General features: G+C 57.6%; 21 protein-coding genes and 2 tRNA genes. 1 reads left to right on the forward strand and 22 read right to left on the reverse strand.

Features of this window, described 5'->3' with window-relative positions; all coding sequences use genetic code 11:
* Positions 1–156: 156 nt before the first annotated feature.
* The 14 genes from rpsO to rlmE form a co-directional block, all read right to left on the reverse strand.
* Positions 157–426 carry a 30S ribosomal protein S15 gene (gene rpsO, locus AB7933_RS28850; RefSeq protein ID WP_003176135.1) on the reverse strand — a complete coding sequence of 90 codons (270 nt, stop codon included), beginning with the start codon at positions 424–426 and terminating at the stop codon, positions 157–159.
* Between the two features lie 115 nt (positions 427–541).
* Positions 542–1459: a tRNA pseudouridine(55) synthase TruB gene (gene truB / locus AB7933_RS28855; RefSeq protein WP_010562682.1), complete on the reverse strand. Its 918-nt coding sequence runs from the start codon at positions 1457–1459 to the stop codon at positions 542–544.
* Between the two features lie 3 nt (positions 1460–1462).
* Positions 1463–1858, reverse strand: a complete 396-nt coding sequence (gene rbfA / locus AB7933_RS28860) for a 30S ribosome-binding factor RbfA (RefSeq protein WP_024077434.1) — start codon at positions 1856–1858, stop codon at positions 1463–1465.
* Positions 1859–2017: 159 nt separating this feature from the next.
* Complete coding sequence (infB, locus tag AB7933_RS28865) at positions 2018–4543, reverse strand: translation initiation factor IF-2 (RefSeq protein WP_024077435.1); 2526 nt, start codon at positions 4541–4543, stop codon at positions 2018–2020.
* Between the two features lie 27 nt (positions 4544–4570).
* Positions 4571–6052, reverse strand: coding sequence for a transcription termination factor NusA (nusA, locus tag AB7933_RS28870; protein WP_008057419.1), 1482 nt, complete (start codon positions 6050–6052; stop codon positions 4571–4573).
* 47 nt (positions 6053–6099) lie between these two features.
* On the reverse strand, positions 6100–6558 hold the full coding sequence (rimP, locus tag AB7933_RS28875) for a ribosome maturation factor RimP (RefSeq protein WP_032865935.1): 459 nt from the start codon (positions 6556–6558) through the stop codon (positions 6100–6102).
* A gap of 140 nt (positions 6559–6698) precedes the next feature.
* A tRNA-Met gene (locus AB7933_RS28880) sits at positions 6699–6775 on the reverse strand.
* A 96-nt stretch (positions 6776–6871) separates the two neighbouring features.
* A tRNA-Leu gene (locus tag AB7933_RS28885) sits at positions 6872–6957 on the reverse strand.
* Positions 6958–6979: 22 nt separating this feature from the next.
* On the reverse strand, positions 6980–7363 hold the full coding sequence (gene secG, locus AB7933_RS28890; RefSeq protein ID WP_010206600.1) for a preprotein translocase subunit SecG: 384 nt from the start codon (positions 7361–7363) through the stop codon (positions 6980–6982).
* A 4-nt stretch (positions 7364–7367) separates the two neighbouring features.
* Entirely contained in the window at positions 7368–8123 is a 756-nt protein-coding gene (tpiA, locus tag AB7933_RS28895; RefSeq protein ID WP_024077436.1) for a triose-phosphate isomerase, read from the reverse strand.
* A 66-nt stretch (positions 8124–8189) separates the two neighbouring features.
* Complete coding sequence (glmM, locus tag AB7933_RS28900; RefSeq protein ID WP_024077437.1) at positions 8190–9527, reverse strand: phosphoglucosamine mutase; 1338 nt, start codon at positions 9525–9527, stop codon at positions 8190–8192.
* Between the two features lie 16 nt (positions 9528–9543).
* On the reverse strand, positions 9544–10395 hold the full coding sequence (gene folP / locus AB7933_RS28905) for a dihydropteroate synthase (RefSeq protein WP_024077438.1): 852 nt from the start codon (positions 10393–10395) through the stop codon (positions 9544–9546).
* Positions 10396–10403: 8 nt separating this feature from the next.
* A complete protein-coding gene (gene ftsH, locus AB7933_RS28910; RefSeq protein WP_032803717.1) occupies positions 10404–12314 on the reverse strand; it encodes an ATP-dependent zinc metalloprotease FtsH in 1911 nt (636 codons plus the stop codon).
* 200 nt (positions 12315–12514) lie between these two features.
* Entirely contained in the window at positions 12515–13165 is a 651-nt protein-coding gene (gene rlmE, locus AB7933_RS28915) for a 23S rRNA (uridine(2552)-2'-O)-methyltransferase RlmE (protein ID WP_015885924.1), read from the reverse strand.
* 105 nt (positions 13166–13270) lie between these two features.
* Here rlmE and AB7933_RS28920 point away from each other — a divergent pair, with 105 nt between their 5' ends.
* Positions 13271–13579, forward strand: coding sequence for a YhbY family RNA-binding protein (locus tag AB7933_RS28920; RefSeq protein ID WP_024077439.1), 309 nt, complete (start codon positions 13271–13273; stop codon positions 13577–13579).
* 9 nt (positions 13580–13588) lie between these two features.
* Here AB7933_RS28920 and AB7933_RS28925 read toward each other — a convergent pair whose 3' ends face one another.
* The 8 genes from AB7933_RS28925 to grpE form a co-directional block, all read right to left on the reverse strand.
* Positions 13589–13993: a hypothetical protein gene (locus tag AB7933_RS28925; RefSeq protein WP_041161027.1), complete on the reverse strand. Its 405-nt coding sequence runs from the start codon at positions 13991–13993 to the stop codon at positions 13589–13591.
* 28 nt (positions 13994–14021) lie between these two features.
* On the reverse strand, positions 14022–14498 hold the full coding sequence (greA, locus tag AB7933_RS28930) for a transcription elongation factor GreA (RefSeq protein ID WP_024077441.1): 477 nt from the start codon (positions 14496–14498) through the stop codon (positions 14022–14024).
* Entirely contained in the window at positions 14495–17716 is a 3222-nt protein-coding gene (gene carB, locus AB7933_RS28935) for a carbamoyl-phosphate synthase large subunit (protein WP_024077442.1), read from the reverse strand. The genes greA and carB overlap by 4 nt, the downstream gene beginning before the upstream one ends.
* 105 nt (positions 17717–17821) lie before the next feature.
* Entirely contained in the window at positions 17822–18958 is a 1137-nt protein-coding gene (gene carA, locus AB7933_RS28940; protein ID WP_024077443.1) for a glutamine-hydrolyzing carbamoyl-phosphate synthase small subunit, read from the reverse strand.
* Between the two features lie 258 nt (positions 18959–19216).
* Positions 19217–20023, reverse strand: coding sequence for a 4-hydroxy-tetrahydrodipicolinate reductase (gene dapB / locus AB7933_RS28945; RefSeq protein WP_024077444.1), 807 nt, complete (start codon positions 20021–20023; stop codon positions 19217–19219).
* A 10-nt stretch (positions 20024–20033) separates the two neighbouring features.
* Positions 20034–21158, reverse strand: coding sequence for a molecular chaperone DnaJ (gene dnaJ, locus AB7933_RS28950; RefSeq protein ID WP_024077445.1), 1125 nt, complete (start codon positions 21156–21158; stop codon positions 20034–20036).
* 317 nt (positions 21159–21475) lie between these two features.
* A complete protein-coding gene (gene dnaK / locus AB7933_RS28955) occupies positions 21476–23392 on the reverse strand; it encodes a molecular chaperone DnaK (protein WP_024077446.1) in 1917 nt (638 codons plus the stop codon).
* 102 nt (positions 23393–23494) lie between these two features.
* Positions 23495–24055 carry a nucleotide exchange factor GrpE gene (grpE, locus tag AB7933_RS28960; protein WP_024077447.1) on the reverse strand — a complete coding sequence of 187 codons (561 nt, stop codon included), beginning with the start codon at positions 24053–24055 and terminating at the stop codon, positions 23495–23497.
* Positions 24056–24186 lie beyond the last annotated feature (131 nt).

The raw sequence follows: 24186 nt of genomic DNA on the forward strand, positions 1-24186 counted from the left end.
TCTTACGAAATTCTTGGGCAATGTCGGGAGTCGGCCCAACCGTTGTCCAGGGGTAAAACGTGTATCCAGATAAAACTTGAGGCTGGGAGCCTGCCATGAGCCAGCGGGAATCCCACTGACACACGGCAGACAACCAACCTCTAGCGCAATCGCTGATTAGCGACGCAGACCCAGGCGACCGATCAGAGCCTGATAACGACCCAGATCCTTGCCTTTCAGGTAGTCCAGCAGCTTACGGCGCTGGTTTACCATGCGGATCAGACCACGACGGGAGTGGTGATCTTTACCGTTGGCCTTGAAGTGACCTTGCAGCTTGTTGATGTTGTGGGTCAGCAGTGCAACTTGCACTTCTGGCGAACCAGTGTCACCAACAGCTTGCTGATAGTCAGCTACGATTTGTGCTTTTTCTTGAACGTCGAGAGCCATGAGGCAATCCTTTTTTCAGGAAACTGCCCAAAGGGCAGTTTCAACAGGCCAGGGACAAATCCCTGTATCTAAAAATGAGTGTTGACCGTGCCTGTTAACAGCCACACTCGTTCGGTCATTCTGACCGAATCAGTCGACGCGGCGCGATGCGCCCGTCTTCGCTCACTTCACCGATACCGATAAAGCGACCGTTATGATCCTGTACTCGCACCATGCCAAATTTCGGGGCATCCGGGGCACGTACCGGCTGGCCATTGAGCCAATAGAACGCGCTGTGCTCCGAGAAGTGCAGCAATGGCCAATCAAGCAAACCGCTGTCCGATGGCATCAGGAAGCGATCAACCGCCTCGTTGCCGCCTTCGGCATGCACCGCCTCCAACTCTTCCAGCGTGACCGTTTGGGCCAGGCTGAAAGGTCCGGCCTGTGTGCGTCGCAGCTCTGCAACGTACGCGCCGCAACCGAGCTTCTCACCAATATCTTCCACCAGGGTCCGGATATAGGTGCCTTTGCTGCAGTCCACCGCCAAGCGGGCGGTGTCGCCTTCACAGGCGAGCAATTCCAAGCGCGCAATAGTAACAGAACGCGGTTCGCGCTCCACTACTTCGCCCGCACGTGCCAGCTTGTAAAGAGGCTGCCCATCCCGCTTGAGAGCCGAGTACATCGGCGGTATCTGACTGATTTGCCCGCGAAAAGCGGGTAAAACAGCTTCGATATCAGCACGACCAACGGTCACGTCGCGAACCTGCAGAACATCACCTTCGGCATCGGCCGTGGTAGTGGTCTTGCCCAGTTGCATCAGGGTTTCGTAACCCTTGTCGGAGTCGAGCAGGTATTGCGAGAACTTGGTGGCCTCGCCAAAGCACAACGGCAGCACGCCGGTGGCCAGGGGATCGAGGCTGCCCGTGTGCCCGGCCTTTTCGGCATTGAGCAGCCAGCGGACCTTCTGCAACGCGGCATTGGAGGTAAAGCCAATGGGTTTGTCGAGCAGAATGATGCCACTGACATTGCGACGGATACGTTTAACCTGAGCCACCGCTTACTCCTTGGCGTCTTCAGGTGTGGACGGGTGCTGATTATCTTCAGCCACTGCGCGCTCGATCAGTGCCGACAGGTGCGCACCCCGCACGACGCTTTCGTCGTAGTGGAAGTGCAACTGAGGCACGCTGCGCAGCTTCATCTCACGGGCAAGCTGCATACGCAGGAAGCCGGCGGCAGCGTTGAGCACCTTGATGCTTTGCGCGATTTCTTCGCTGCTGTCCTGGCCCATCACGGTGATGAAGATCTTGGCGTGACCCACGTCACGGCTCACTTCAACGGCAGTGATAGTGACCAGGCCAACGCGCGGGTCTTTAACTTCGCGACGGATCAGTTGAGCCAGCTCGCGCTGCATCTGATCGCCGATACGTTGGGTACGGCTGTATTCTTTTGCCATGTCTTGTTACCTGTTACTGCCACACGGTGAAATCCGTGGGGTCTGAAAGCGGCAAACGCCCGGCCTGACAAAAGCCAGACCGGGCGTTGCGTTTAGAGTCCGGACGCGGCGCGGGGCATTTGCATGCCCACACGCGGCGTGGCCCTTGAAGTGCGCGAGTTAGAGGCTGCGAGCAACCTGAACCTTCTCGAAAACTTCGATCTTGTCGCCAACCTTGACGTCGTTATAGCTCTTGACGCCGATACCGCACTCCATGCCGGCACGTACTTCAGAAGCGTCATCCTTGAAGCGGCGCAGGGATTCCAGCTCGCCTTCGAAGATAACGATGTCTTCACGCAGTACACGGATTGGACGGTTACGGTAAACGGTGCCTTCGATAACCATACAGCCGGCGATCGCGCCAAATTTCGGCGAACGGAACACGTCACGTACTTCGGCAACACCCAGGATATTTTCCCGGACGTCGCTGCCAAGCATGCCGGTAAGGGCTTTCTTGACGTCTTCGATGATGTCGTAGATGACGTTGTAGTAACGCATGTCCAGGCCTTCCTGCTCGACGATCTTGCGAGCGCCAGCATCGGCACGCACGTTGAAGCCGAACAGTACAGCGTTGGAAGCCAGTGCCAGGTTAGCGTCGGACTCGGTGATACCACCAACACCGCCACCAACAACACGCACTTGCACTTCGTCGTTACCCAGGCCGTTCAAGGCGCCGTTCAACGCTTCGAGGGAACCACGAACGTCAGATTTGAGGACGATGTTAAGCGTCTTCTTCTCTTCCTGCCCCATGTTCTCGAAGATGTTTTCCAGCTTGCCGGCGTGAGCACGGGCCAACTTGACTTCGCGGAACTTGCCTTGGCGGAACAAAGCCACTTCACGGGCTTTCTTCTCGTCGGCAACCACGCTCATCTCGTCGCCAGCGTCCGGGGTACCGTCCAGGCCGAGAATCTCGACAGGGATGGCCGGACCAGCTTCCTTGATGGACTTGCCGTTCTCGTCAAGCATGGCACGTACACGGCCGTAGTTCGAACCGACCAGCACCATGTCGCCTTGGCGCAGGGTACCGTCTTGAACCAGGACGGTCGCAACCGGGCCACGGCCCTTGTCGAGGCGAGACTCAACCACGACACCGCGGCCAGGAGCCGATGGAGTAGCGGTCAGTTCCAGAACTTCGGCTTGCAACAGAACGGCTTCAAGCAATTCGTCAACGCCAGTACCCATCTTCGCGGAGACCGGTACGAATGGAGTGTCACCACCCCACTCTTCAGAAGTCACGCCGTGAACCGACAATTCGCTACGGATGCGATCGAGATCAGCGCCCGGCTTGTCGATTTTGTTCACTGCCACCACCAACGGTACGCCAGCTGCCTTGGCATGCTGAACGGCTTCGATGGTTTGTGGCATCACGCCGTCGTCCGCTGCGACCACCAGGATCACGATGTCGGTCGCCTTGGCACCACGGGCACGCATCGCGGTAAACGCGGCGTGACCTGGGGTGTCGAGGAACGTCACCATGCCGCGATCGGTTTCAACGTGGTAGGCGCCGATGTGCTGGGTAATACCGCCAGCCTCACCTGCTGCAACCTTGGCACGACGAATGTAGTCGAGCAGGGAAGTTTTACCGTGGTCAACGTGGCCCATTACGGTCACGACTGGTGCACGGGAAACGGCTTCACCTTCAAACTTCAGGGACTCGGCCAGGGAATCTTCCAGGGCTGTGTCGCTGACCAGGGTCACTTTGTGGCCCAGCTCTTCCGCAACCAGTTGGGCAGTTTCCTGGTCCAGTACCTGGTTGATGGTGGCCGGGGTGCCCAGCTTGAACATGAACTTGATGATTTCAGCTGCCTTGACCGACATCTGCTGGGCGAGGTCGCCTACAGTGATGGTCTCGCCGATCTTCACTTCACGCACGACAGGGCCGGTTGGGCTCTGGAAACCGTGGGCGTTGCGTTTTTTCAGCTTGGCCTTGCCGCGACCACCACGACGGAAGCCATCGCTTTCTTCGTCGGTAGTCCGTGGCGCAACGCGTGGCGCAGGCGCTTTCTCTTTGACCGAGGCGCGATGCGGAGCGTTTTTGCGCTCGCCATCACCACCACCACCGCGACGATTGTTATCGTCGGCACGTGGCTTGTCCGGACGACGAGGTTCGTCGCGTTTACGAGCGTCAGCAGCAGGTGCTGGTGCAGCGGCAACCGGAGCGGCCTCACGCACAGCTTCTACAGGCGCAGCAGGGGCCGCGACTGCATCAGTGGCAGCAGGTTGCGCAGCAGCAGGCTGGCGACGCGCTTCTTCTTCGGCGCGACGCTTGGCTTCTTCTTCAGCCTTCTGGCGAGCAGCATTTTCTACTGCACGACGTTCTTCCAGTTCGCGTTTACGCTCGGCTTCGATTTCTTCCGGGCTGCGCTGCACGAAGACTTTCTTCTTGCGCACTTCAACGCTAATGCTCTTGCTACCAGCAACACGCAGGGTGCTGGTGGTTTTGCGCTGCAATGTAATCTTGCGCGGTTCTTCCACTTTCGCCTTGTGGCTGCTCTTCAAGTGAGTCAGCAAAGACTGCTTCTCACTATCGCTCACACCTTCATCGGCGGCGGTGTGCGGCAGACCTGCCTCACGCATCTGCTGCAACAGGCGCTCTACCGGTGTTTTGACCTCATCGGCCAGTTGTTTCACCGTGACTTGCGTCATGCACTTCTCTCCTCAGGCCGCGCCTAATTACTCGAACCAATGGGCTCGGGCGGCCATGATCAACTTGCCGGCACGATCATCGTCAATGCCGTCGATGTCGAGCAGATCGTCAATAGACTGCTCGGCCAGGTCTTCGCGGGTAATTACGCCGCGCACCGCCAGTTCCATCGCCAAATCCTTGTCCATACCCTCAAGCGAGAGCAGGTCTTCGGCCGGATGGGCGTCTGCCAGCTTTTCCTCAGTAGCGATGGCTTTAGTCAACAAACGATCCTTGGCCCGAGCGCGAAGCTCGTTGACGGTGTCTTCGTCAAAGCCGTCGATGTTGAGCATTTCTTCCAACGGTACGTAGGCAATCTCTTCCAGGCTGGTGAAGCCTTCATCTACCAGCACCTGCGCCAGATCTTCGTCGACTTCCAACTCGTCGATAAAGTTGCGCAGGATGTCACCGGTTTCAGCTTGCTGCTTAGCCTGGATGTCCGATTCGGTCATCACGTTCAGGGTCCAGCCGGTCAGTTGGCTGGCCAGACGCACGTTCTGACCACCACGACCAATGGCCTGAGCCAGATTGTCTGCGCCAACGGCGATGTCCATTGCATGGGCATCTTCGTCAACGATAATTGCCGCCACTTCAGCCGGCGACATGGCGTTGATCACGAACTGCGCCGGGTTATCGTCCCACAGGACGATGTCCACACGCTCACCGCCCAATTCGCCCGACACTGCCTGGACGCGCGAACCGCGCATACCAATGCAAGCGCCCTGCGGGTCGATGCGTTTGTCCTTGGAGCGGACCGCGATCTTGGCGCGCGAACCCGGGTCCCGGGACGCAGCCATGACTTCGATCAGGCCTTCGGCGATTTCCGGCACTTCGATACGGAACAGTTCGATCAGCATTTCCGGCGCGGTACGCGACAGGATCAGCTGAGGGCCGCGGTTCTCGGTGCGGATTTCCTTGAGCAGCGCACGCAGACGCACGCCGACACGGAAGGTTTCGCGAGAGATGATGTCTTCACGGGCCAGCAATGCTTCGGCGTTGTTGCCCAGGTCGACGATCACGTTGTCGCGGGTAACTTTTTTCACAGTACCCGAGATGATTTCTCCCAGGCGCTCGCGATAGGCGTCAACGACTTGAGCGCGCTCGGCTTCGCGAACCTTCTGCACGATGACCTGCTTGGCGGTCTGTGCAGCAATACGGCCGAACTCGATCGATTCGATCTTTTCTTCGACAACATCACCCACCTTGGCACCAGGATGCGTTTCAGCAACCTTGCTTGGCCAGGTTTCAATGGCCGGATCATCAAGATCGGCTTCTTCGACGACCGTCCAGCGACGGAAAGTCTCATAGGCACCGGTGTGGCGGTTGATTTCCACACGCAGATCAACTTCGTCTTCAAAACGCTTTTTGGTAGCAGTGGCCAGGGCCAACTCCAGCGCTTCAAAAATCACGTTTGCCGGTACGCCCTTTTCATTGGATACCGACTCAACAACCAGCAGTACTTCTTTGCTCATCGTACGCCTCGCCTTTCGCAAGCCATTGGATCCGCGGGATCCGCGTCTCAGTCAAAACTGGGAATAATGTTGGCCTTGTCGATCATATCGATCGGCAACAGGAACTCATGGTCTTCTACCTGCACCACGACGTCCTGCTCTTCTACACCGCGCAGAAGGCCCTGAAAATTGCGTCGCCCTTCAAAGGGAGATCGCAGCTTGATCTTCACTTGTTCACCGGCAAATTTTGCAAACTGATCAATAGTGAACAGTGGGCGTTCCATGCCTGGCGAGGAAACTTCGAGGGTGTATTCAACGGCGATTGGATCTTCAACATCCAGGACACCGCTGATCTGACGACTGACAATGGCACAATCGTCCACCAGCACGCCGCCCTCTTTATCGATATAAACGCGCAACATTGAGTGGCGACCTTGAGCCGAAAACTCAATACCCCAGCATTCATAGCCTAGGGCCACGACCACCGGGGCCAGCAAGGCCTGCAACTCTTCTAGCTTGCTCGACACCTGAACCCCCTCGTGCATGTATGTGCATGCTGTGCAAAATAAAAAAATGGGCGAAACGCCCATCCTTGAAACGCCGTCGAATAGCGGCGTTGAAAGTGTCCAGCTAACAAAAAGCCCCTTAAAAGGGGCTCCGCTAAAACTGGTTGCGGGGGCCGGATTTGAACCGACGACCTTCGGGTTATGAGCCCGACGAGCTACCAGACTGCTCCACCCCGCGACAAAGCTGGGGCGGAAGTATACGACCGATCCCTTACAGGGTCAATGTAACCTTCCACCTACAAGAAAGCCCGCAACAGCGGGCTCTCCTGATAATTGGTACCGAGAAGGGGACTCGAACCCCTACACCCTATGGGCACAACCACCTCAAGGTTGCGTGTCTACCAATTCCACCACCTCGGCAATACAGCGTTTACAACCCTTCTTACTTCTGCTCTTGAGCTGGAGGTACGTCAGTCGCTGGAGTAGCCGACTTTTGCTCTTGAAGCACCGGGACATCATCAGAAGCCGGTTTTGCTTTTGGCACTTCCAACACTGCTGGGTTTGGGAGACCTACTTGAGTCAGCACATGAGCTTTCTCTTTAGCAAAGTAACCTAACCCCAAGCTGGTTATGAAGAAACCGGCGGCAAGTATAGCAGTAAACTTACTAAGAAAGGTAGAGGAACCTTGGCTTCCGAATACAGTATTTGAAGCACCTGCACCGAAAGACGCACCAGCATCCGCACCTTTACCCTGTTGCAACAAAACCAGGGCAACTACGCCCAGGGCAGCCAACAGATGAAAAACGACTACGACTGTTTCCAGCATTTTTTCAGTTTCCCGCGGCGCGACAAATCGCACCGAACTCATCTGCATTCAGGGAGGCTCCACCAATGAGCCCCCCATCGATATCCGGCATGCCGAACAGTTCGACCGCATTGGCCGCCTTCACGCTGCCGCCGTATAGAAGACGCACACCTTGTGCGACTTCAGAATTCTCTGCCGCCAACTGCGCGCGGATGGCTGCGTGCACATCCTGCGCCTGTTGCGGTGTAGCAGTCAGCCCGGTACCAATGGCCCAGACCGGCTCGTAAGCAATTACTGCCTTTGCAAATGCACCAACACCCAACTCTTCAATGATGCTGCCCAGCTGACGCGAGACAACCTCAAGAGTCTTACCCGACTCACGCTGCTCAAGGGTCTCCCCTATGCACAACACTGGAATCAGGCCACAAGCCTGTGCTGCCGCGAACTTGCGGTTGAGCGTTCCATCACGCTCACCCATCATCTGACGGCGCTCGGAGTGCCCGACAAGCACGTAGGAACAACCCGCATCGACCAACTGACTTGGTGCAGTTTCACCCGTCAGAGCACCTTGCATGGCTTCCACTGCAGAATTCTGCGCGCCGACCTGAATCGACTTACCTTTCAAGCCATCAACCACTTGGGTGATATGCAGGCAAGGCGGGAAAACCGCAATATCAACACCGCTAGGCAAGGCCAAGTGACGAAGGCCATTGATCAGCTCAGCGACACTGGCGCGGGTACCGTGCATCTTCCAGTTACCAGCTACCATAGTGCGACGCATGCTGTACCTCGTCGGTCAAAGTGGGCGCAGATGTTACCCAACCACATCATCACTGGCAAGCCGAATTCAGGCGCAAACTTCAGTTACCAGTTTTGCCAGGTCTTCGGCGTGCCCCCGAACCTGTGTTTCATCCTCGCCTTCGACCATAACGCGCACCAAAGGCTCCGTACCGGACTTGCGTAGCAATACGCGACCACGTCCCGCCATCGCCAGGGTCACGCGCTCGCAGGCCTCTTTGACAGCAGGGTGCTCGATCGGATTATCGCCACCGGCAAATCGCACATTGAGCAACACTTGCGGACATTTGCGCAGGGCTTGACGCGCCTGGGCAAGACTCTCGTCGCGTCGACGCAATGCCAGCAGCACTTGTAGCGCGGCAATAATGGCGTCGCCCGTAGTCGTGTGCTGGAAGCACACCACGTGCCCCGAGTTCTCGCCACCCACCTGCCAATTACGCTCCTGCAGTTCGGCGATCACATAACGGTCACCCACATTGGCACGAACAAACGGAACCCCCAGCTCGGCCAAGGCCAGCTCAAGCCCGAGATTACTCATCAGCGTGCCAACGACGCCGCCTTGCAGCTTGTTACGTTCATGCAGATCGCGAGCGATGATGAACAGCAGGTCATCGCCATCAACCACGGTACCGGTGTGATCAACCATCAGGACACGATCACCGTCGCCATCAAACGCGATACCCAGGTCGGCATGCTCAGCCAGAACGGCTGCCTGCAGTTGCTCCATATGGGTCGAGCCGCAGTTTTCATTGATGTTCAGCCCGTTAGGCTGAGCCGACAGCACGGTAACCTGCGCGCCCAATTCCTTGAATACACTTGGCGCCACCTTGTAGGTCGCACCATGGGCGCAGTCGACGACAATCTTCAACCCCGCAAAATTGGTACTACTTGGCACACTGCTCTTGCAGAATTCGATATAACGGCCAGACGCGTCATTGATTCTCGACACCTTGCCCAACTTACTGGATTCGACCACCGTCATCGGCGCATCCAGAAGCTCTTCGATCATCAACTCGATCTCGTCAGGCAGCTTGGTGCCCTGCCCCGAGAAAAACTTGATGCCATTATCGTCATGGGGATTGTGCGAAGCACTGATCACGATACCGGCTTCAGCGTGGAAAGTACGCGTCAGGTATGCGATCGCCGGGGTCGGCATCGGCCCCAGCAGCATAACGTCAGCACCGGCAGCGGACAGACCCGCCTCCAGTGCCGATTCAAACATATAACCCGAGATACGGGTGTCCTTGCCCACCAGGATGCGGCATGCGCCCATGCTACGGAAAGCCATACCGGCCGCCCAACCCAGCTTGAGCATGAAATCAGGAGTAATCGGATATTCGCCGACCCGACCACGGATACCGTCGGTGCCAAAGTATTTTTTAGTCATAAGTGCTCCATCATTCTTATTCGGCTGATTCTACAGCGGCGATCATTCGCACCACATCGACGGTCTCGGCGACATCATGCACGCGCAAGATACGCGCGCCCTTGGTTACCGCAAGCGCCGCAAGTGCAAGGCCACCGTACAACCGCTCACCCACCGGACGATTCAAGGCGAGCCCTATCATGCTCTTGCGCGAAACCCCAACCAACAGGGGCCGACCAAGGGCATGCAAAGCTTCCATATGCTTGAACAGGCTTAAATTGTGCTGCAAGGTCTTGGCGAACCCGAACCCGGGATCAAGGATGATCTTCTCAGGCGGGATACCAACAGTGGCGCACTGGGCGATCCGTGCAGCAAGGAACCCACTCACTTCACCCACCAGGTCGTCATAGTGAGGGCAGTCCTGCATGTTGCCGGGCTCGCCCAACATATGCATCAGGCACACTGGAAGGCCGGACGCCGCCGCCGCATCCAAGGCACCGTCACGCTGCAGCGAACGCACGTCATTGATGAGTCCCGCGCCCAGGCGCGCTGCCTCACGCATCACCGCTGGCGTGGATGTATCAACCGATATGATGACATCCAGTTCACGAGCAATGCGCTCGACAACCGGCGCCACGCGCTCCAGTTCCTCCAATGGAGAAACAAAGCGAGCGCCAGGCCGAGTGGACTCACCACCGACATCAATCAGGGTCGCTCCTGCAGCCACCATCGACTCAGCATGACGCAACGCTGCGTCCAGCTGGCTGAAGCGGCCGCCGTCAGAAAAGGAATCAGGGGTGACATTAAGAATGCCCATGACATGTGTCTGGGCCAAATCAAGAACCCGGTTGCCGCAAGGCAACCGGGTAGAGGACAACGCAAAAGTCATTTCAAACCTTAGTGGTCAGCTGCGGGGCCGCCGATCGGGGTTTCAGGGCGTTCATTCTGCACCACTGGCGGAGTACCCGAGGTACCTGAACCACCTTCCCAATCGCGAGGCTCACGCGGTGTACGGCCAGCCATGATGTCGTCGATCTGATCGGCATCGATGGTTTCGTACTTCATCAGCGCATCAGCCATCGCATCCAATTTGTCGCGATTGTCGGTCAGGATCTGCTTGGCCGTACCGTAGCACTGGTCAATGATGCTGCGCACTTCGGAGTCGATCAGCTTGGCTGTCTCACCAGAGAAGCTGGCGCTCTGACCGCCACCACCACGCCCCAGGAATACTTCACCCTCTTCCTCGGCATACATCAACGGACCGAGTTTTTCCGACAACCCCCACTTGGTCACCATGTTCCGTGCAATCTGGCTGGCACGCATGATGTCGTTGGAGGCACCGGTGGTCACCCCGTCGAAGCCCAAGGTCATCTCTTCAGCGATACGACCGCCGTACAGCGAACAGATCTGGCTGATCAGCGCACGCTTGGAGAGGCTGTAGCGATCCTCCTCCGGCAGGAACATGGTGACACCCAGCGCCCGACCACGAGGAATGATCGAAACTTTATAGACAGGGTCATGCTCAGGCACCACACGCCCTACAATGGCGTGGCCAGCTTCGTGATAAGCGGTGTTTTGCTTCTCTTTCTCGGACATGACCATGGATTTGCGCTCAGCGCCCATCATGATCTTGTCTTTCGCCAGCTCGAATTCTTTCATTTCAACGATGCGCTTGCCGGTACGGGCCGCAAACAGCGAAGCCTCGTTTACCAAGTTGGCCAGGTCAGCACCCGAGAAACCTGGGGTACCACGGGCGATCACGGCCGGAGCCACGTCGTCACCCATCGGCACTTTACGCATGTGGACTTTCAGGATCTGTTCGCGACCACGGATATCCGGCAAGCCAACCACCACCTGGCGGTCGAAACGACCTGGACGCAGCAGCGCAGGGTCCAGCACGTCCGGACGGTTGGTCGCGGCGATTACGATGATGCCATCGTTCATCTCGAAACCATCCATCTCAACCAGCAACTGGTTGAGGGTCTGCTCACGCTCATCATGACCGCCGCCCATGCCAGCGCCACGATGACGACCTACGGCATCGATTTCGTCGATGAAAATGATGCACGGTGCGTGCTTCTTGGCCTGCTCGAACATATCGCGAACACGGCTGGCACCGACGCCGACAAACATCTCGACAAAGTCAGAACCGGAAATGGTGAAGAATGGCACTTTGGCTTCACCGGCAATCGCCTTGGCGAGCAAGGTTTTACCGGTACCTGGAGGACCAACCATCAGCACCCCGCGAGGAATACGGCCGCCCAGGCGCTGGAACTTGCCTGGGTCGCGCAGGAACTCTACAAGTTCACCGACTTCTTCCTTGGCTTCGTCGCAACCAGCAACGTCAGCCAGGGTGGTTTTCACCTGGTCTTCGGAGAGCAGGCGCGCCTTGCTCTTGCCGAAGCTCATCGGCCCGCCCTTGCCTCCCGCACCACCTTGCATCTGGCGCATGAAAAACATGAACACGGCGATAATCACCAGGATCGGGAAGCTGGCGACCAGCAACTGGGTCCAGATGCTCTGCTGCTCAGGCTGCTTGCCTTCAACAACCACGTGGTTATCCACCAGGTCGCCGATCAAACCGTTGTCCTGAATTGCCGGACGAATGGTCTTGAAGCTGTCGCCATCGTTGCGTTTGCCGGTGATCACGTAGCCATCAACCGCTACGCGCTCGACCTTGCCATCCTTAACTTGCTGGATGAAGTCGGAATAGTTGAGGGTCTGCGGCTCGTTAGGGCTGGAGAAGTTGTTCATCACCGTCACGAGGACAGCCGCGATGATCAACCACAGGATCAGATTCTTTGCCATATCGTTCAATTAACTACCCTCTGAAGCAAGCTCCGCTACTGGCGCGCGCTTCGCATGATATTCACCGGCCTAACTTACTACATTACCTACAACTCTGGCAGGCGCCGTCTGTAACCCTTTGTGAAACTTTGACTACACAATATTCGTAAAGCTTCGTGACGAAAGCGATATAAAAAAACCTATCGCCCTCCTCGAATTCCTCAAAAACGCTCTTCACTCGCCGCGCCTTCGACACCACGGAAGCCGCGGCACAGCAAGTATTGCTCTCTGGACCTGTCTCGGGAAGAGTCAGGCTTACGCGTCTGCACCTTGTCGAACAACTTGCGGATGTTCTTGTGGTACTCGTCAAAACCTTCTCCCTGGAACACCTTCACCAGGAAATCGCCACCAGGACGCAACACCCGACCCGCCAGATCCAGCGCCAATTCGCAAAGGAACATGGCCCGCGGCATATCAACGGCCGGTAATCCACTCATATTGGGGGCCATGTCGGAAATCACAAGGTCTACCTGCGAATTTCCCACAGCCTCGAGGATCTGGGCGAGCACGGTGTCCTGGGTAAAGTCCCCATGAACGAAGGTCACGTCCGGGATGCTGTCCATTTCGAGGATGTCGGAAGCGATCAGGCGACCTTGACCACCAATCAGACGACTGGTCACCTGGGACCACCCACCAGGGGCCGCACCAAGATCGATAACGCTCATGCCTGGACGAATCAACTTGTCCTTGTCCTGGATCTCCAACAGCTTGTAGCTGGCCCGGGAACGATAGCCATCCTTTTGCGCCTTTTTGACGTAAGGATCGTTGAAATGCTCTTGCAGCCACTTAAGGCTAGTTTTGGAACGGGCCACGGGCCACCTCGAAAATAAAACGGGTCGTGATTAACTGGGCGGTCCCGGACTCGCTCGGGTAAACTGGCCGCCGCTTTTTACAAGATCAGACGCAGGGGTCAGATTATGCCGCTCACTCAAGAGCAGAAGAAACAGTACAAATCCATTGGCCACCATCTGAAACCAGTTTTGATTGTGGCAGACAACGGTTTGACTGAAGGTGTGTTAGCCGAACTTGAACGCGCACTGGGCGATCACGAACTGATCAAGATCAAGGTCAACATCCTTGACCGCGAAGCGCGCCTGACCGCCATTGCAGAACTGTGCAAGGTGGGCAAGGCGGACCTGGTTCAGGTCATCGGCAAGATGGCGCTGCTGTATCGCAAGAACTTCAGCGTCAACAAGCAACTGTCGAACGTTCATCGCTTCAAATGACAACAAGGGTCACGGGCGCGCCTCGCGCGCCCCGCCACTCCACCCGGGCGCCGGCTGCATGACCAGCACCAGGCCGGAAAACCCTAGCACAAGATAGCTGAATAACTGCCAGCGCAACGCTTCCGGCAGCCATACATGCACCACGCAAAACATCGCGCATGCATACAGCGCCATCAACAGCAGTTGCCCGCGAATATCCCGCCACAAACTCCCCAAGCCTTCGGCCTTGATCAGCACCAGCGCCTGAAGCGTCACGCATGCCGCTGCGAAACTCACCAGCAACGCGCTCAATAATCCATCGATTTCATCGATCAGCAACGGCGCCAGACCAATCAGGCCCAGCGCCGGTACCACGCCAATGTGCAACAGCCACAGGCCACCCACCCAAAGCATCTGGGCAAGCTGCCAAAGCATAGCGCCCGCACGAAGCGGGCGCCGCCGTTCAGATATGGCGGACTTCAACAATCTCGTACTCGATCACGCCGCCAGGCGTCTTGACCGCCACCACATCACCCTCTTCCTTGGCAATCAAGGCGCGAGCCAGTGGAGAACCAACGGAGATCTTGCCGAGTTTGAAGTCAGCTTCGTCCTCACCCACGATGTGGTAGACCACGCTTTCGTCAGTCTCGACGTTAGCGATTTCCACTGTTGTGCCGAAAATCACTTTGCCGGTATGCGGGATGGTCGTGACGTCAATGATCACCGCATTCTGCATACGGCCTTCGATGTCACGGATCCGCGCCTCGACCATACCCTGCTGCTCACGAGCAGCGTGGTATTCGGCGTTTTCCTTCAAGTCACCCAGCTCGCGGGCCGTACCGATGTCCTGGCTCAGCTTTGGACGTACGACCTTGGTCAGATGGGCGTGCTCCTCTTCCAAGGCCTTCGCGCCTTGGACGGTCATTGGGTATTTGGTCATGCCTTCAATCCTGCGTGTAGATCCTGCAAGCGACGCACGGTCTTTTCCGGACCGAACTTGAGCGCTTCGCAGATAGCTTCGCCAGCAGCAATGGTAGTGGTGCAGTAGATCTTATGCTGCAAGGCGTTACGACGAATGGAGTAAGAGTCCGCAATCGACTGGCGACCTTCGGTGGTGTTGATGATCAGGGTGACTTCGTCATTCTTGATCATGTCGACCACGTGCGGACGGCCTTCCGTCACCTTGTTCACGCGACGCACTTTCAGGCCGGCAGCTTCGATCAGCTTGGCGGTCCCGGCGGTGGCCACGATTTCGAACCCCAAGTTGATCAGATCACGGGCCACGCCTGCAACCAGTGGCTTGTCATCATCACGCACGCTGATGAAAGCAGTACCGCCAGTTGGCAACACTTCGCTGGCGCCCATTTGAGCCTTGGCGAAAGCTTCGCCGAAGGTATCGCCCACACCCATCACTTCACCGGTGGACTTCATCTCTGGGCCCAGGATCGGGTCCACGCCAGGGAATTTGGCGAATGGGAACACCGCCTCTTTCACGCTGTAGAAGTTCGGAATGATTTCCTTGGTGAACCCGATTTCCTTCAGGGTCTTACCTGCCATCACACGCGCAGCGATCATGGCCAGGGACACGCCGATGCACTTGGACACAAACGGCACGGTACGCGAGGCACGCGGGTTGACTTCGATGACGTAGATGTCTTCGCCCTGCAGCGCCAACTGTACGTTCATCAGGCCGACCACGCCCAACTCCAGGGCCATTTTCTTGACCTGTTCGCGCATCTCGTCCTGGATGTGCGCTGGCAACGAGTAAGGCGGCAGCGAGCATGCGGAGTCACCGGAGTGAACGCCCGCCTGCTCGATGTGCTGCATGATTGCGCCGATGACCACGTCGGTACCGTCGCAAACAGCATCCACGTCCATCTCGATGGCGCAGTTGAGGAAGTGATCCAGCAGCACCGGGCTGTCGTTGGATACTTTCACCGCATCACGCAGGTAACGCTTGAGTTCTTCTTCTTCGTAGACGATTTCCATCGCACGGCCGCCCAGCACGTAGGAAGGACGCACCACCAACGGGTAGCCGATCTTGCTGGCTGCACGGATGGCTTCGTCTTCGCTGCGTACAGTGGCGTTTGGCGGCTGACGCAGGTTCAGGCGCTCAACCATTTGCTGGAAGCGCTCGCGGTCTTCTGCACGGTCGATAGCGTCCGGGCTGGTGCCGATGATCGGCACGCCGGCAGCTTCAAGGGCACGTGCCAGTTTCAGCGGGGTTTGGCCGCCGTACTGGACGATCACGCCTTTTGGCTTCTCGACGCGCACGATTTCCAACACGTCTTCCAGGGTCACTGGCTCGAAGTACAGACGATCGGAGGTGTCGTAGTCAGTGGAAACGGTTTCCGGGTTGCAGTTGACCATGATGGTCTCGTACCCGTCTTCGCGCAGGGCGAGAGCGGCGTGTACGCAGCAGTAGTCGAACTCGATACCTTGGCCGATACGGTTTGGACCGCCGCCCAAGATCATGATCTTGTCGCGACCCGACGGCGCCGCTTCGCACTCTTCCTCGTAAGTGGAGTACAGGTAGGCAGTGTCGGTGGAGAACTCGGCCGCGCAGGTGTCAACGCGCTTGTAGACCGGGAAGATTTCCAGTTTGTGGCGGTACGTGCGCAGGTTTTTCTCAGTCACACCCAGCAGCTTGGCCAGGCGCTGGTCGGAGAAGCCCTTGCGCTTGAGGCGGAACATCATGTCGCGATCGATGCTGGCCAGGCCCAGGGTCTTGACCTTCTCTTCTTCCTTGATCAGATCTTCGATCTGCACCAGGAACCACGGGTCGATCATGTTCATGCCGAAGATGTCTTCGACGGTCATGCCGGCGCGGAAGGCGTCAGCGACGTACCAGATACGCTCGGCCCCAGGCACAGTCAGCTCGCGCTTGAGCACACTCATGCTTTCCGGGTTGCTCAGGTCAAGTTTTTCGTCCAGGCCGCAAACACCCACTTCCAGGCCACGAAGGGCTTTCTGCAGGGATTCCTGGAAGGTCCGGCCGATGGCCATGACTTCACCCACCGACTTCATCTGGGTGGTCAGGCGCGCGTCAGCCTTGGCGAATTTCTCGAAGGCAAAACGTGGCAGCTTGGTCACGACGTAGTCGATGGACGGCTCGAAGGACGCCGGGGTCTTGCCGCCGGTGATGTCGTTCGACAGTTCGTCCAGGGTGTAACCCACGGCCAGTTTGGCCGCGACCTTGGCGATCGGGAAACCGGTAGCCTTCGAGGCCAGGGCCGACGAACGGGACACACGCGGGTTCATTTCGATAACGACCATGCGACCGGTGGTCGGGCAGATGCCGAACTGCACGTTAGAACCGCCAGTTTCCACACCGATCTCACGCAGCACCGCCAGGGACGCGTTACGCAGGATCTGGTATTCCTTGTCGGTCAGGGTCTGTGCTGGAGCCACGGTGATCGAGTCACCGGTGTGCACGCCCATCGGGTCGAAGTTTTCGATGGAGCAGACGATGATGCAGTTGTCCTTCTTATCGCGGACAACCTCCATCTCATATTCTTTCCAGCCGATCAGGGATTCGTCGATCAGCAGCTCTTTGGTCGGAGACAGGTCCAGGCCACGGGCGCAGATTTCTTCGAACTCTTCACGGTTGTAAGCGATACCGCCGCCGGTGCCGCCCATGGTGAAGGAAGGACGGATGATGCACGGAAAGCCCAGGGTCTCGAGGACCGCGTTAGCTTCTTCCATGCTGTGAGCGATACCGGAACGTGGGCACGCCAGGCCGATGGACTTCATGGCCTTGTCGAAGCGGGAACGGTCTTCAGCCTTGTCGATAGTGTCGGCATTGGCGCCGATCATCTCTACGCCGAATTTCTCCAGGACGCCTTCGCGCTCCAAGTCCAGGGCGCAGTTCAGGGCGGTCTGGCCGCCCATGGTTGGCAACAGTGCGTCCGGACGCTCTTTCTCGATGATCTTGGCAACGGTCTGCCACTTGATCGGCTCGATGTAGGTGGCGTCGGCCATGGCCGGGTCAGTCATGATAGTGGCTGGGTTGGAGTTCACCAGGATGACGCGGTAGCCCTCCTCGCGCAGCGCCTTACAAGCCTGGGCGCCGGAGTAGTCGAATTCGCAGGCCTGGCCGATTACGATCGGGCCAGCGCCGAGAATCAGGATGCTTTTTATGTCAGTACGTTTTGGCATGGGTTTGTCACTCAAATCCGCAGGTCAGTCGGCAAGCCGTCTTGAACAATCCTTGAAGAGCCTGCGGGGGCCACCGACATTCGGGGCCGCCCGCAAGCCACTCAGTCAGCGTCGCTTGGCCATCTCATTGATGAAACGGTCGAACAGCGGCGCTACGTCGTTCGGGCCCGGGCTCGCTTCAGGGTGGCCCTGGAAGCTGAACGCACTCTTGTCGGTGCGCTCGATGCCTTGCAGGGAGCCGTCGAACAGCGACTTGTGAATCGCGCGGACATTACCCGGCAAAGTCGCTTCGTCCACCGCGAAACCGTGGTTCTGGCTGGTGATCATCACAACGCCAGTATCCAGGTCTTGTACGGGGTGGTTGGCGCCGTGATGGCCATGCCCCATTTTCAAGGTCTTGGCGCCAGAGGCCAGGGCCAGCAGTTGATGCCCCAGGCAGATACCGAACACCGGAATGTCGGTCTCCAGAACGTCCTTGATGGCCTTGATGGCATAGTCGCATGGCTCAGGGTCACCGGGGCCGTTGGACAGGAACACACCATCCGGTTGCAGGGCCAGCACGTCACTGGCCGGGGTTTGCGCCGGCACCACGGTCACGCGGCAACCACGCTCGACCAGCATGCGCAGGATGTTGTACTTGATGCCGTAGTCATAGGCGACCACGTGATACGACAGATCAGCCGCGTCGATGGTCGCGTGGCTGTCGGTCTTCAAGTCCCAGACAGTGGAGCGCCACTCGTACTGTTCCTTGGTGCTGACGACTTTCGCCAGGTCCATGCCCTTGAGGCCAGGGAAACCTTGCGCTGCGGCGATCGCTGCTTCTTCGGAAATATTGTCACCGGCCATGATGCAGCCGTTCTGCGAACCTTTTTCACGCAGGATGCGTGTCAGACGGCGCGTATCGATACCGGCGATCGCCACAACATTGTTGGCTTTCAGGTAATCGGATAGCGACATCGTATTACGCCAGTTGCTCGCAACCAGAGGCAGGTCACGAATCACCAGGCCCGCCGACCAGACACGATCAGACTCGACGTCTTCCGGTGTAGTACCGGTGTTGCCGATGTGCGGATAGGTCAGGGTCACGATCTGTTGGGCGTAGGAAGGATCGGTAAGGATTTCCTGATAGCCGGTCATGGCAGTGTTAAACACTACCTCTCCAACGGTTTGACCGTCGGCTCCAATGGCTTCGCCGCGAAAAATGCTGCCATCAGCAAGGGCGAGTATGGCTGGCTTAGTCAAGAAGACCTCCCGTAAATAAAGCCTGAAAGGGCGATCGCAGGTTGTAAAAAAGCGGAGTGACGTATGGACACGTCACCCCGCTTCTTCACTGAATTATTCTGCGCGCTTTTAGTGGACACACTAAAGCTGTAGCTTACAGAAAAAGGCTTTTTTGGTCCACCGCTAATGAGCCTTAAAGGCAGGAGAATGCGACAGGACGTCGCTTAGCGGGTAAAACGGGGCCTCAGGATAATCCTGAAGCCCCGTTTTAGCTATCGATTAGTGCAGATCCAGCACATCGCGCATGTCGTAAAGCCCCGGCTCGCGACCGTCCAACCAGAGCGCAGCACGTACGGCCCCCTTGGCAAACGTCATGCGACTGGACGCCTTATGCGTGATTTCAAGGCGCTCGCCTTCGGATGCGAACAACACAGTGTGATCGCCAACTACATCACCACCGCGAACGGTAGCGAAGCCGATGGTGTCACGCGCACGCTCGCCGGTATGACCTTCACGGCCGTATACCGCCACTTTCGACAGGTCGCGACCTAACGCATCGGCAATAGCCTCCCCCATACGCAACGCGGTGCCCGAGGGCGCATCGATCTTGTGCCGGTGATGGGTCTCGATGATTTCGATATCCGCCTCATCCCCCAGCACGCGCGCTGCGAGATCAAGCAGCTTGAGCGAAAGGTTCACACCCACACTGAAGTTAGCGGCAAACACGATCGGAATATCCTTGCCCGCCGCCACCAGCAACTGCTTCTGCTCGGCACTCAAGCCCGTCGTACCGATCACCATGGCCTTGCCTGCCTTGCGACAGAACGCCAGGTTCTTCAGCATCACGTCCGGCAGGGTGAAGTCGATCAGTACGTCGAACTCATCAGCCACCTGCTCCAGATTGCCGGACAACGACACACCAATGCGCCCCAACGAGGCCAATTCACCCGCATCCGCACCAATCAGCGTGCTGCCAGGACGAACGATCGCCGCCGTCAACCCGGAGGCCGGCGAGCGCTGCTGCACCGCCTCGACCAGCGTCTTGCCCATGCGCCCGGCAGCGCCCATTACGGCTATACGTCGCATACTCAACTCCTTACAGGTCGCCGAAGAAGCGCTTCACGCCATCGAAGAAGCCCGTGGTCTTCGGCGAATGGGAGTCATCACCTTCCAACGAACTGCGAAACTCTTCCAGCAACTCTCGCTGACGACGACCCAGGTTGACCGGAGTTTCCACCGCCACACGGCACATCAAGTCACCGGCACCACCACCACGCACCGGCGCAACGCCCTTGCCACGGATACGGAACTGCTTACCGGTCTGCGTCCCCTCAGGAATCTTGAGCTTGACCCGACCATCCAGCGTCGGAATCTCCAACTCACCGCCCAGGGCTGCATCGACAAAGCTGATCGGCACTTCGCAGAACAGGTGCTTGCCGTCGCGCTGGAAGATCGAGTGCTCGCGCACATTGATCACCACATACAGGTCGCCCGTCGGACCACCCTGCGTCCCCGCCTCGCCTTCGCCCGACAGACGAATGCGATCGCCGGTATCCACGCCTGCAGGTACCTTCACCGACAGCGTCTTGTACTCTTCGACGCGGCCTTCGCCGTGACAGGAGTCGCACGGATCGGAAATGATCTTGCCCTGCCCATGGCAACGCGGGCAGGTCTGCTGCACCGAGAAGAAGCCCTGCTGCATGCGCACCTGACCGATACCGCCACAGGTCGGGCAGGTGATCGGCGAGGAGCCTTTCTTAGCCCCCGAACCGTCGCACGGCTTGCAGTTGACCAGCGTCGGCACGCGGATATTGACGCTGGTGCCGCGCACGGCTTCTTCCAGGTTCAGCTCCAGGGTGTAGCGCAGGTCGCTGCCCCGCTGGGCACCACCCCGCTGGCCACCGCGGCCGCCGCCGAAGAAGTCACTGAACACATCGCCGAAAATATCGGAGAAGTTCTGACCGCCGAAGCCGGCTCCGCCGCCACCCATGCTCGGGTCGACGCCGGCGTGACCATACTGGTCGTAGGCCGCACGCTTGTTGGGATCACACAGGCATTCGTAGGCCTCGTTGGCCTCTTTGAACATTTCTTCGGATTCTTTGTTATCCGGATTACGGTCCGGGTGGTGCTTCATCGCCAGGCGACGGTAAGCCTTTTTCAGGTCCGCCTCGCTGGAGCCACGCTCCACACCCAATACTTCGTAATAGTCACGCTTTGCCATAAGTCTTTGCACTCTTAAGGACGTTCGGCCAGACCCTCCTGAGCCCTGCCAAACTCGTTGAGCCCCAATACAGGCCCGGACCCAACTCACGTCAATTCAACGATCCTGGTCATAACTGCTTTCAGCCAGGGACCCGGCCAAAAACGCGGTGACTGTCGCCCAGGAAGCAGGAGCATTCCCGATCACACCGCCAGCATCCGAACGTTGTCGCATGCTGTAAAAATTCGCATACCCCAGACACACCAACGCGGGAGCAAGCTCCCGCGCGGCGACATCCTACCAGTCACCGCTTGATAGCGGTCAACCGGCCAAGCAGATTACTTCTGCTCTTTGACTTCTTCGAACTCGGCATCGACAACGTCGTCGTGCTTGGCTTCAGGCTCTGCGTGTTGCGCAGCGCCTTCAGCTGGCTGGCCTTGCTCGGCGTACATTTTCTGGGCAACTGGCGCGGAAACTTTCGACAGTTCCTCAACCTTGGCTTCAATGGCAGCCTTGTCGTCACCTTTAACGGCGGCTTCCAGGGCAACCACGGCAGCTTCGATCGCAGCCTTCTCTTCGGCAGTTACTTTATCGCCAGCATCAGCGACCATTTTGCGTGTCGAGTGAACCAGGGCATCACCCTGGTTACGCGCAGCGGCCAGCTCTTCGAACTTGCGATCTTCTTCGGAGTTGGCTTCAGCATCGCGAATCATCTGCTGAATTTCTTCCTCGGACAGGCCGGAGTTGGCCTTGATCACGATCGATTGAGTCTTGCCGGTGGCCTTGTCCTTGGCGCCTACGTGCAGAATGCCGTTGGCGTCGATGTCGAAGGTCACTTCGATTTGTGGCACGCCACGTGGCGCTGGTGGAATCTCGGCCAGGTCGAACTTGCCCAGGGACTTGTTCTGCGCAGCCTGCTTACGCTCACCTTGCAACACATGGATGGTCACGGCGCCCTGGTTGTCATCGGCAGTCGAGAACACTTGCGATTTCTTGGTCGGAATCGTGGTGTTTTTCTCGATCAGCGCCGTCATCACGCCACCCATGGTTTCAATACCCAGGGTCAGCGGGCTCACGTCCAGCAGCAGCACGTCTTTCACGTCACCGGCCAATACCGCACCTTGGATCGCAGCACCCATGGCAACCGCTTCGTCCGGGTTCACGTCTTTACGTGCTTCCTTGCCGAAGAACTCGGTAACCAGCTTCTGAACCAGTGGCATACGGGTCTGACCGCCAACCAGGATCACGTCGTTGATCGCGCCAACGTCGATACCGGAGTCTTTCAGCGCGATACGGCAAGGCTCGATGGTGCGCTGAACCAGGTCTTCAACCAGCGCTTCCAGCTTGGCGCGCGAGATCTTCACGTTCAAGTGCTTAGGACCGGTAGCATCTGCAGTGATGTACGGCAGGTTAACGTCGGTCGACTGAGCGGAAGACAGCTCGATCTTGGCTTTCTCAGCGGCTTCTTTCAGGCGCTGCATGGCCAGCGGGTCACCCTTGAGGTTCATGCCGCTTTCTTTCTTGAATTCGTCAACGAGGTAGTCGATCAGACGAATGTCAAAGTCTTCACCACCGAGGAAGGTGTCACCATTGGTGGCCAACACTTCGAACTGGTGCTCGCCGTCAACTTCAGCGATCTCAATAACGGAAACGTCGAAGGTACCGCCACCCAGGTCATAAACGATGACAGTGTGATCGCCCTTGGCCTTATCCATGCCGTAAGCCAGTGCAGCGGCAGTGGGTTCGTTGATGATACGTTTAACGTCCAGGCCCGCGATGCGGCCGGCATCCTTGGTCGCCTGGCGCTGGCTGTCGTTGAAGTAGGCCGGAACGGTGATCACCGCTTCGGTCACGGCTTCACCGAGGTAGTCTTCGGCAGTTTTCTTCATCTTTTTCAAGATTTCAGCCGAGATTTGCGGCGGCGACATTTTCTGGCCGTTTACTTCAACCCAGGCGTCACCGTTATCGGCCTTGGCGATTTTGTAAGGGACCATCTTGATGTCTTTCTGTACGACTTCTTCTTCGAACTTACGACCGATCAGACGCTTCACCGCGTACAGGGTGTTATGCGGATTGGTCACAGCCTGACGTTTGGCCGACTGACCAACGAGGATTTCACCGTCGTTGGCGTAAGCAATGATCGACGGCGTGGTACGCGCGCCTTCGGCGTTTTCGATAACTTTTGCAACGCCGTTTTCCAGCACAGAGACGCAGGAGTTGGTGGTCCCCAGGTCGATACCGATAATTTTGCCCATGATTTACTCTCCCGAAACTTGAATTTGGATGCCGCAGCAGTGGTAGCTAACTGCGGTAGCACTTAATCGCTTGACTTATAGATGGGGGCCTTACGGCAAATTTCAAGCCTGCTCATCAATAGAAGGTGCAACAGGTGCTGGCGCCTTGCTCACCACCACCATTGCCGGGCGCAACAGGCGACCATTGAGCTGGTAACCCTTCTGGAACACTTTCAACACGCTGTTAGGCTCCAGGTCATGGCTTTCCTGCATGGCCATGGCTTGGTGATGCTCGGCGCTGAACGGCTCGCCGCCTTGTGGATCGATAGCTTCCAACTGATAACGCTTCAGGGTGTCCTGGAACATTTTCAGGGTCAGCTCAATCCCTTCGCGCATCGGACGGATGTTTTCGTCATCCGGGTTGGACAACTCCAGCCCACGCTCCAGGCTGTCGATGATCGGCAACAGATCACCGGCGAATTTTTCCAGCGCAAATTTATGAGCCTTCTCCACGTCCTGCTCGGCACGACGGCGGACGTTCTGCAGATCGGCGGCAACACGCAAAGACTGATCCTGCGCAGCGGCCAATTGCTCTTCGAGCACTTGTACACGGGTCGCCAGCTCATCACCGGCCGCCGGATTGGCGTCTGGAGTTTGCGTATCCTGCGTCTGTTCGTCAGCCATAGATTTCTCCTTTCAAAATCATGCGCGAACTCAACTCGCGCTTCTGTTCCGGTATATGGGGCCACAATTTCCAGGTTCAAGGGCGCAAGCCTTACCAAAAGTCTTTCAATTGCTCCAGATCAACTCCTGCA

It is taken from the genome of Pseudomonas gorinensis, from assembly GCF_042015035.1.
Taxonomy (GTDB): Bacteria; Pseudomonadota; Gammaproteobacteria; order Pseudomonadales; family Pseudomonadaceae; genus Aquipseudomonas; species Aquipseudomonas gorinensis.

Excerpts from the sequence above, each read along its gene's own strand:
- rbfA (WP_024077434.1), bottom strand. The coding sequence starts at position 1,858 with ATGGCAAAAGAATACAGCCGTACCCAACGTATCGGCGATCAGATGCAG.
- nusA (WP_008057419.1), bottom strand. The coding sequence starts at position 6,052 with ATGAGCAAAGAAGTACTGCTGGTTGTTGAGTCGGTATCCAATGAAAAG.
- folP (WP_024077438.1), bottom strand. The coding sequence starts at position 10,395 with ATGACTTTTGCGTTGTCCTCTACCCGGTTGCCTTGCGGCAACCGGGTT.
- infB (WP_024077435.1), bottom strand. The coding sequence starts at position 4,543 with ATGACGCAAGTCACGGTGAAACAACTGGCCGATGAGGTCAAAACACCG.
- AB7933_RS28925 (WP_041161027.1), bottom strand. The coding sequence starts at position 13,993 with ATGCTTTGGCAGCTTGCCCAGATGCTTTGGGTGGGTGGCCTGTGGCTG.
- glmM (WP_024077437.1), bottom strand. The coding sequence starts at position 9,527 with ATGACTAAAAAATACTTTGGCACCGACGGTATCCGTGGTCGGGTCGGC.
- grpE (WP_024077447.1), bottom strand. The coding sequence starts at position 24,055 with ATGGCTGACGAACAGACGCAGGATACGCAAACTCCAGACGCCAATCCG.
- rpsO (WP_003176135.1), bottom strand. The coding sequence starts at position 426 with ATGGCTCTCGACGTTCAAGAAAAAGCACAAATCGTAGCTGACTATCAG.
- greA (WP_024077441.1), bottom strand. The coding sequence starts at position 14,498 with ATGACCAAATACCCAATGACCGTCCAAGGCGCGAAGGCCTTGGAAGAG.
- dnaJ (WP_024077445.1), bottom strand. The coding sequence starts at position 21,158 with ATGGCAAAGCGTGACTATTACGAAGTATTGGGTGTGGAGCGTGGCTCC.
- carB (WP_024077442.1), bottom strand. The coding sequence starts at position 17,716 with ATGCCAAAACGTACTGACATAAAAAGCATCCTGATTCTCGGCGCTGGC.
- ftsH (WP_032803717.1), bottom strand. The coding sequence starts at position 12,314 with ATGGCAAAGAATCTGATCCTGTGGTTGATCATCGCGGCTGTCCTCGTG.
- tpiA (WP_024077436.1), bottom strand. The coding sequence starts at position 8,123 with ATGCGTCGCACTATGGTAGCTGGTAACTGGAAGATGCACGGTACCCGC.
- dapB (WP_024077444.1), bottom strand. The coding sequence starts at position 20,023 with ATGCGACGTATAGCCGTAATGGGCGCTGCCGGGCGCATGGGCAAGACG.
- dnaK (WP_024077446.1), bottom strand. The coding sequence starts at position 23,392 with ATGGGCAAAATTATCGGTATCGACCTGGGGACCACCAACTCCTGCGTC.
- secG (WP_010206600.1), bottom strand. The coding sequence starts at position 7,363 with ATGCTGGAAACAGTCGTAGTCGTTTTTCATCTGTTGGCTGCCCTGGGC.
- AB7933_RS28920 (WP_024077439.1), top strand. The coding sequence starts at position 13,271 with ATGCCGCTCACTCAAGAGCAGAAGAAACAGTACAAATCCATTGGCCAC.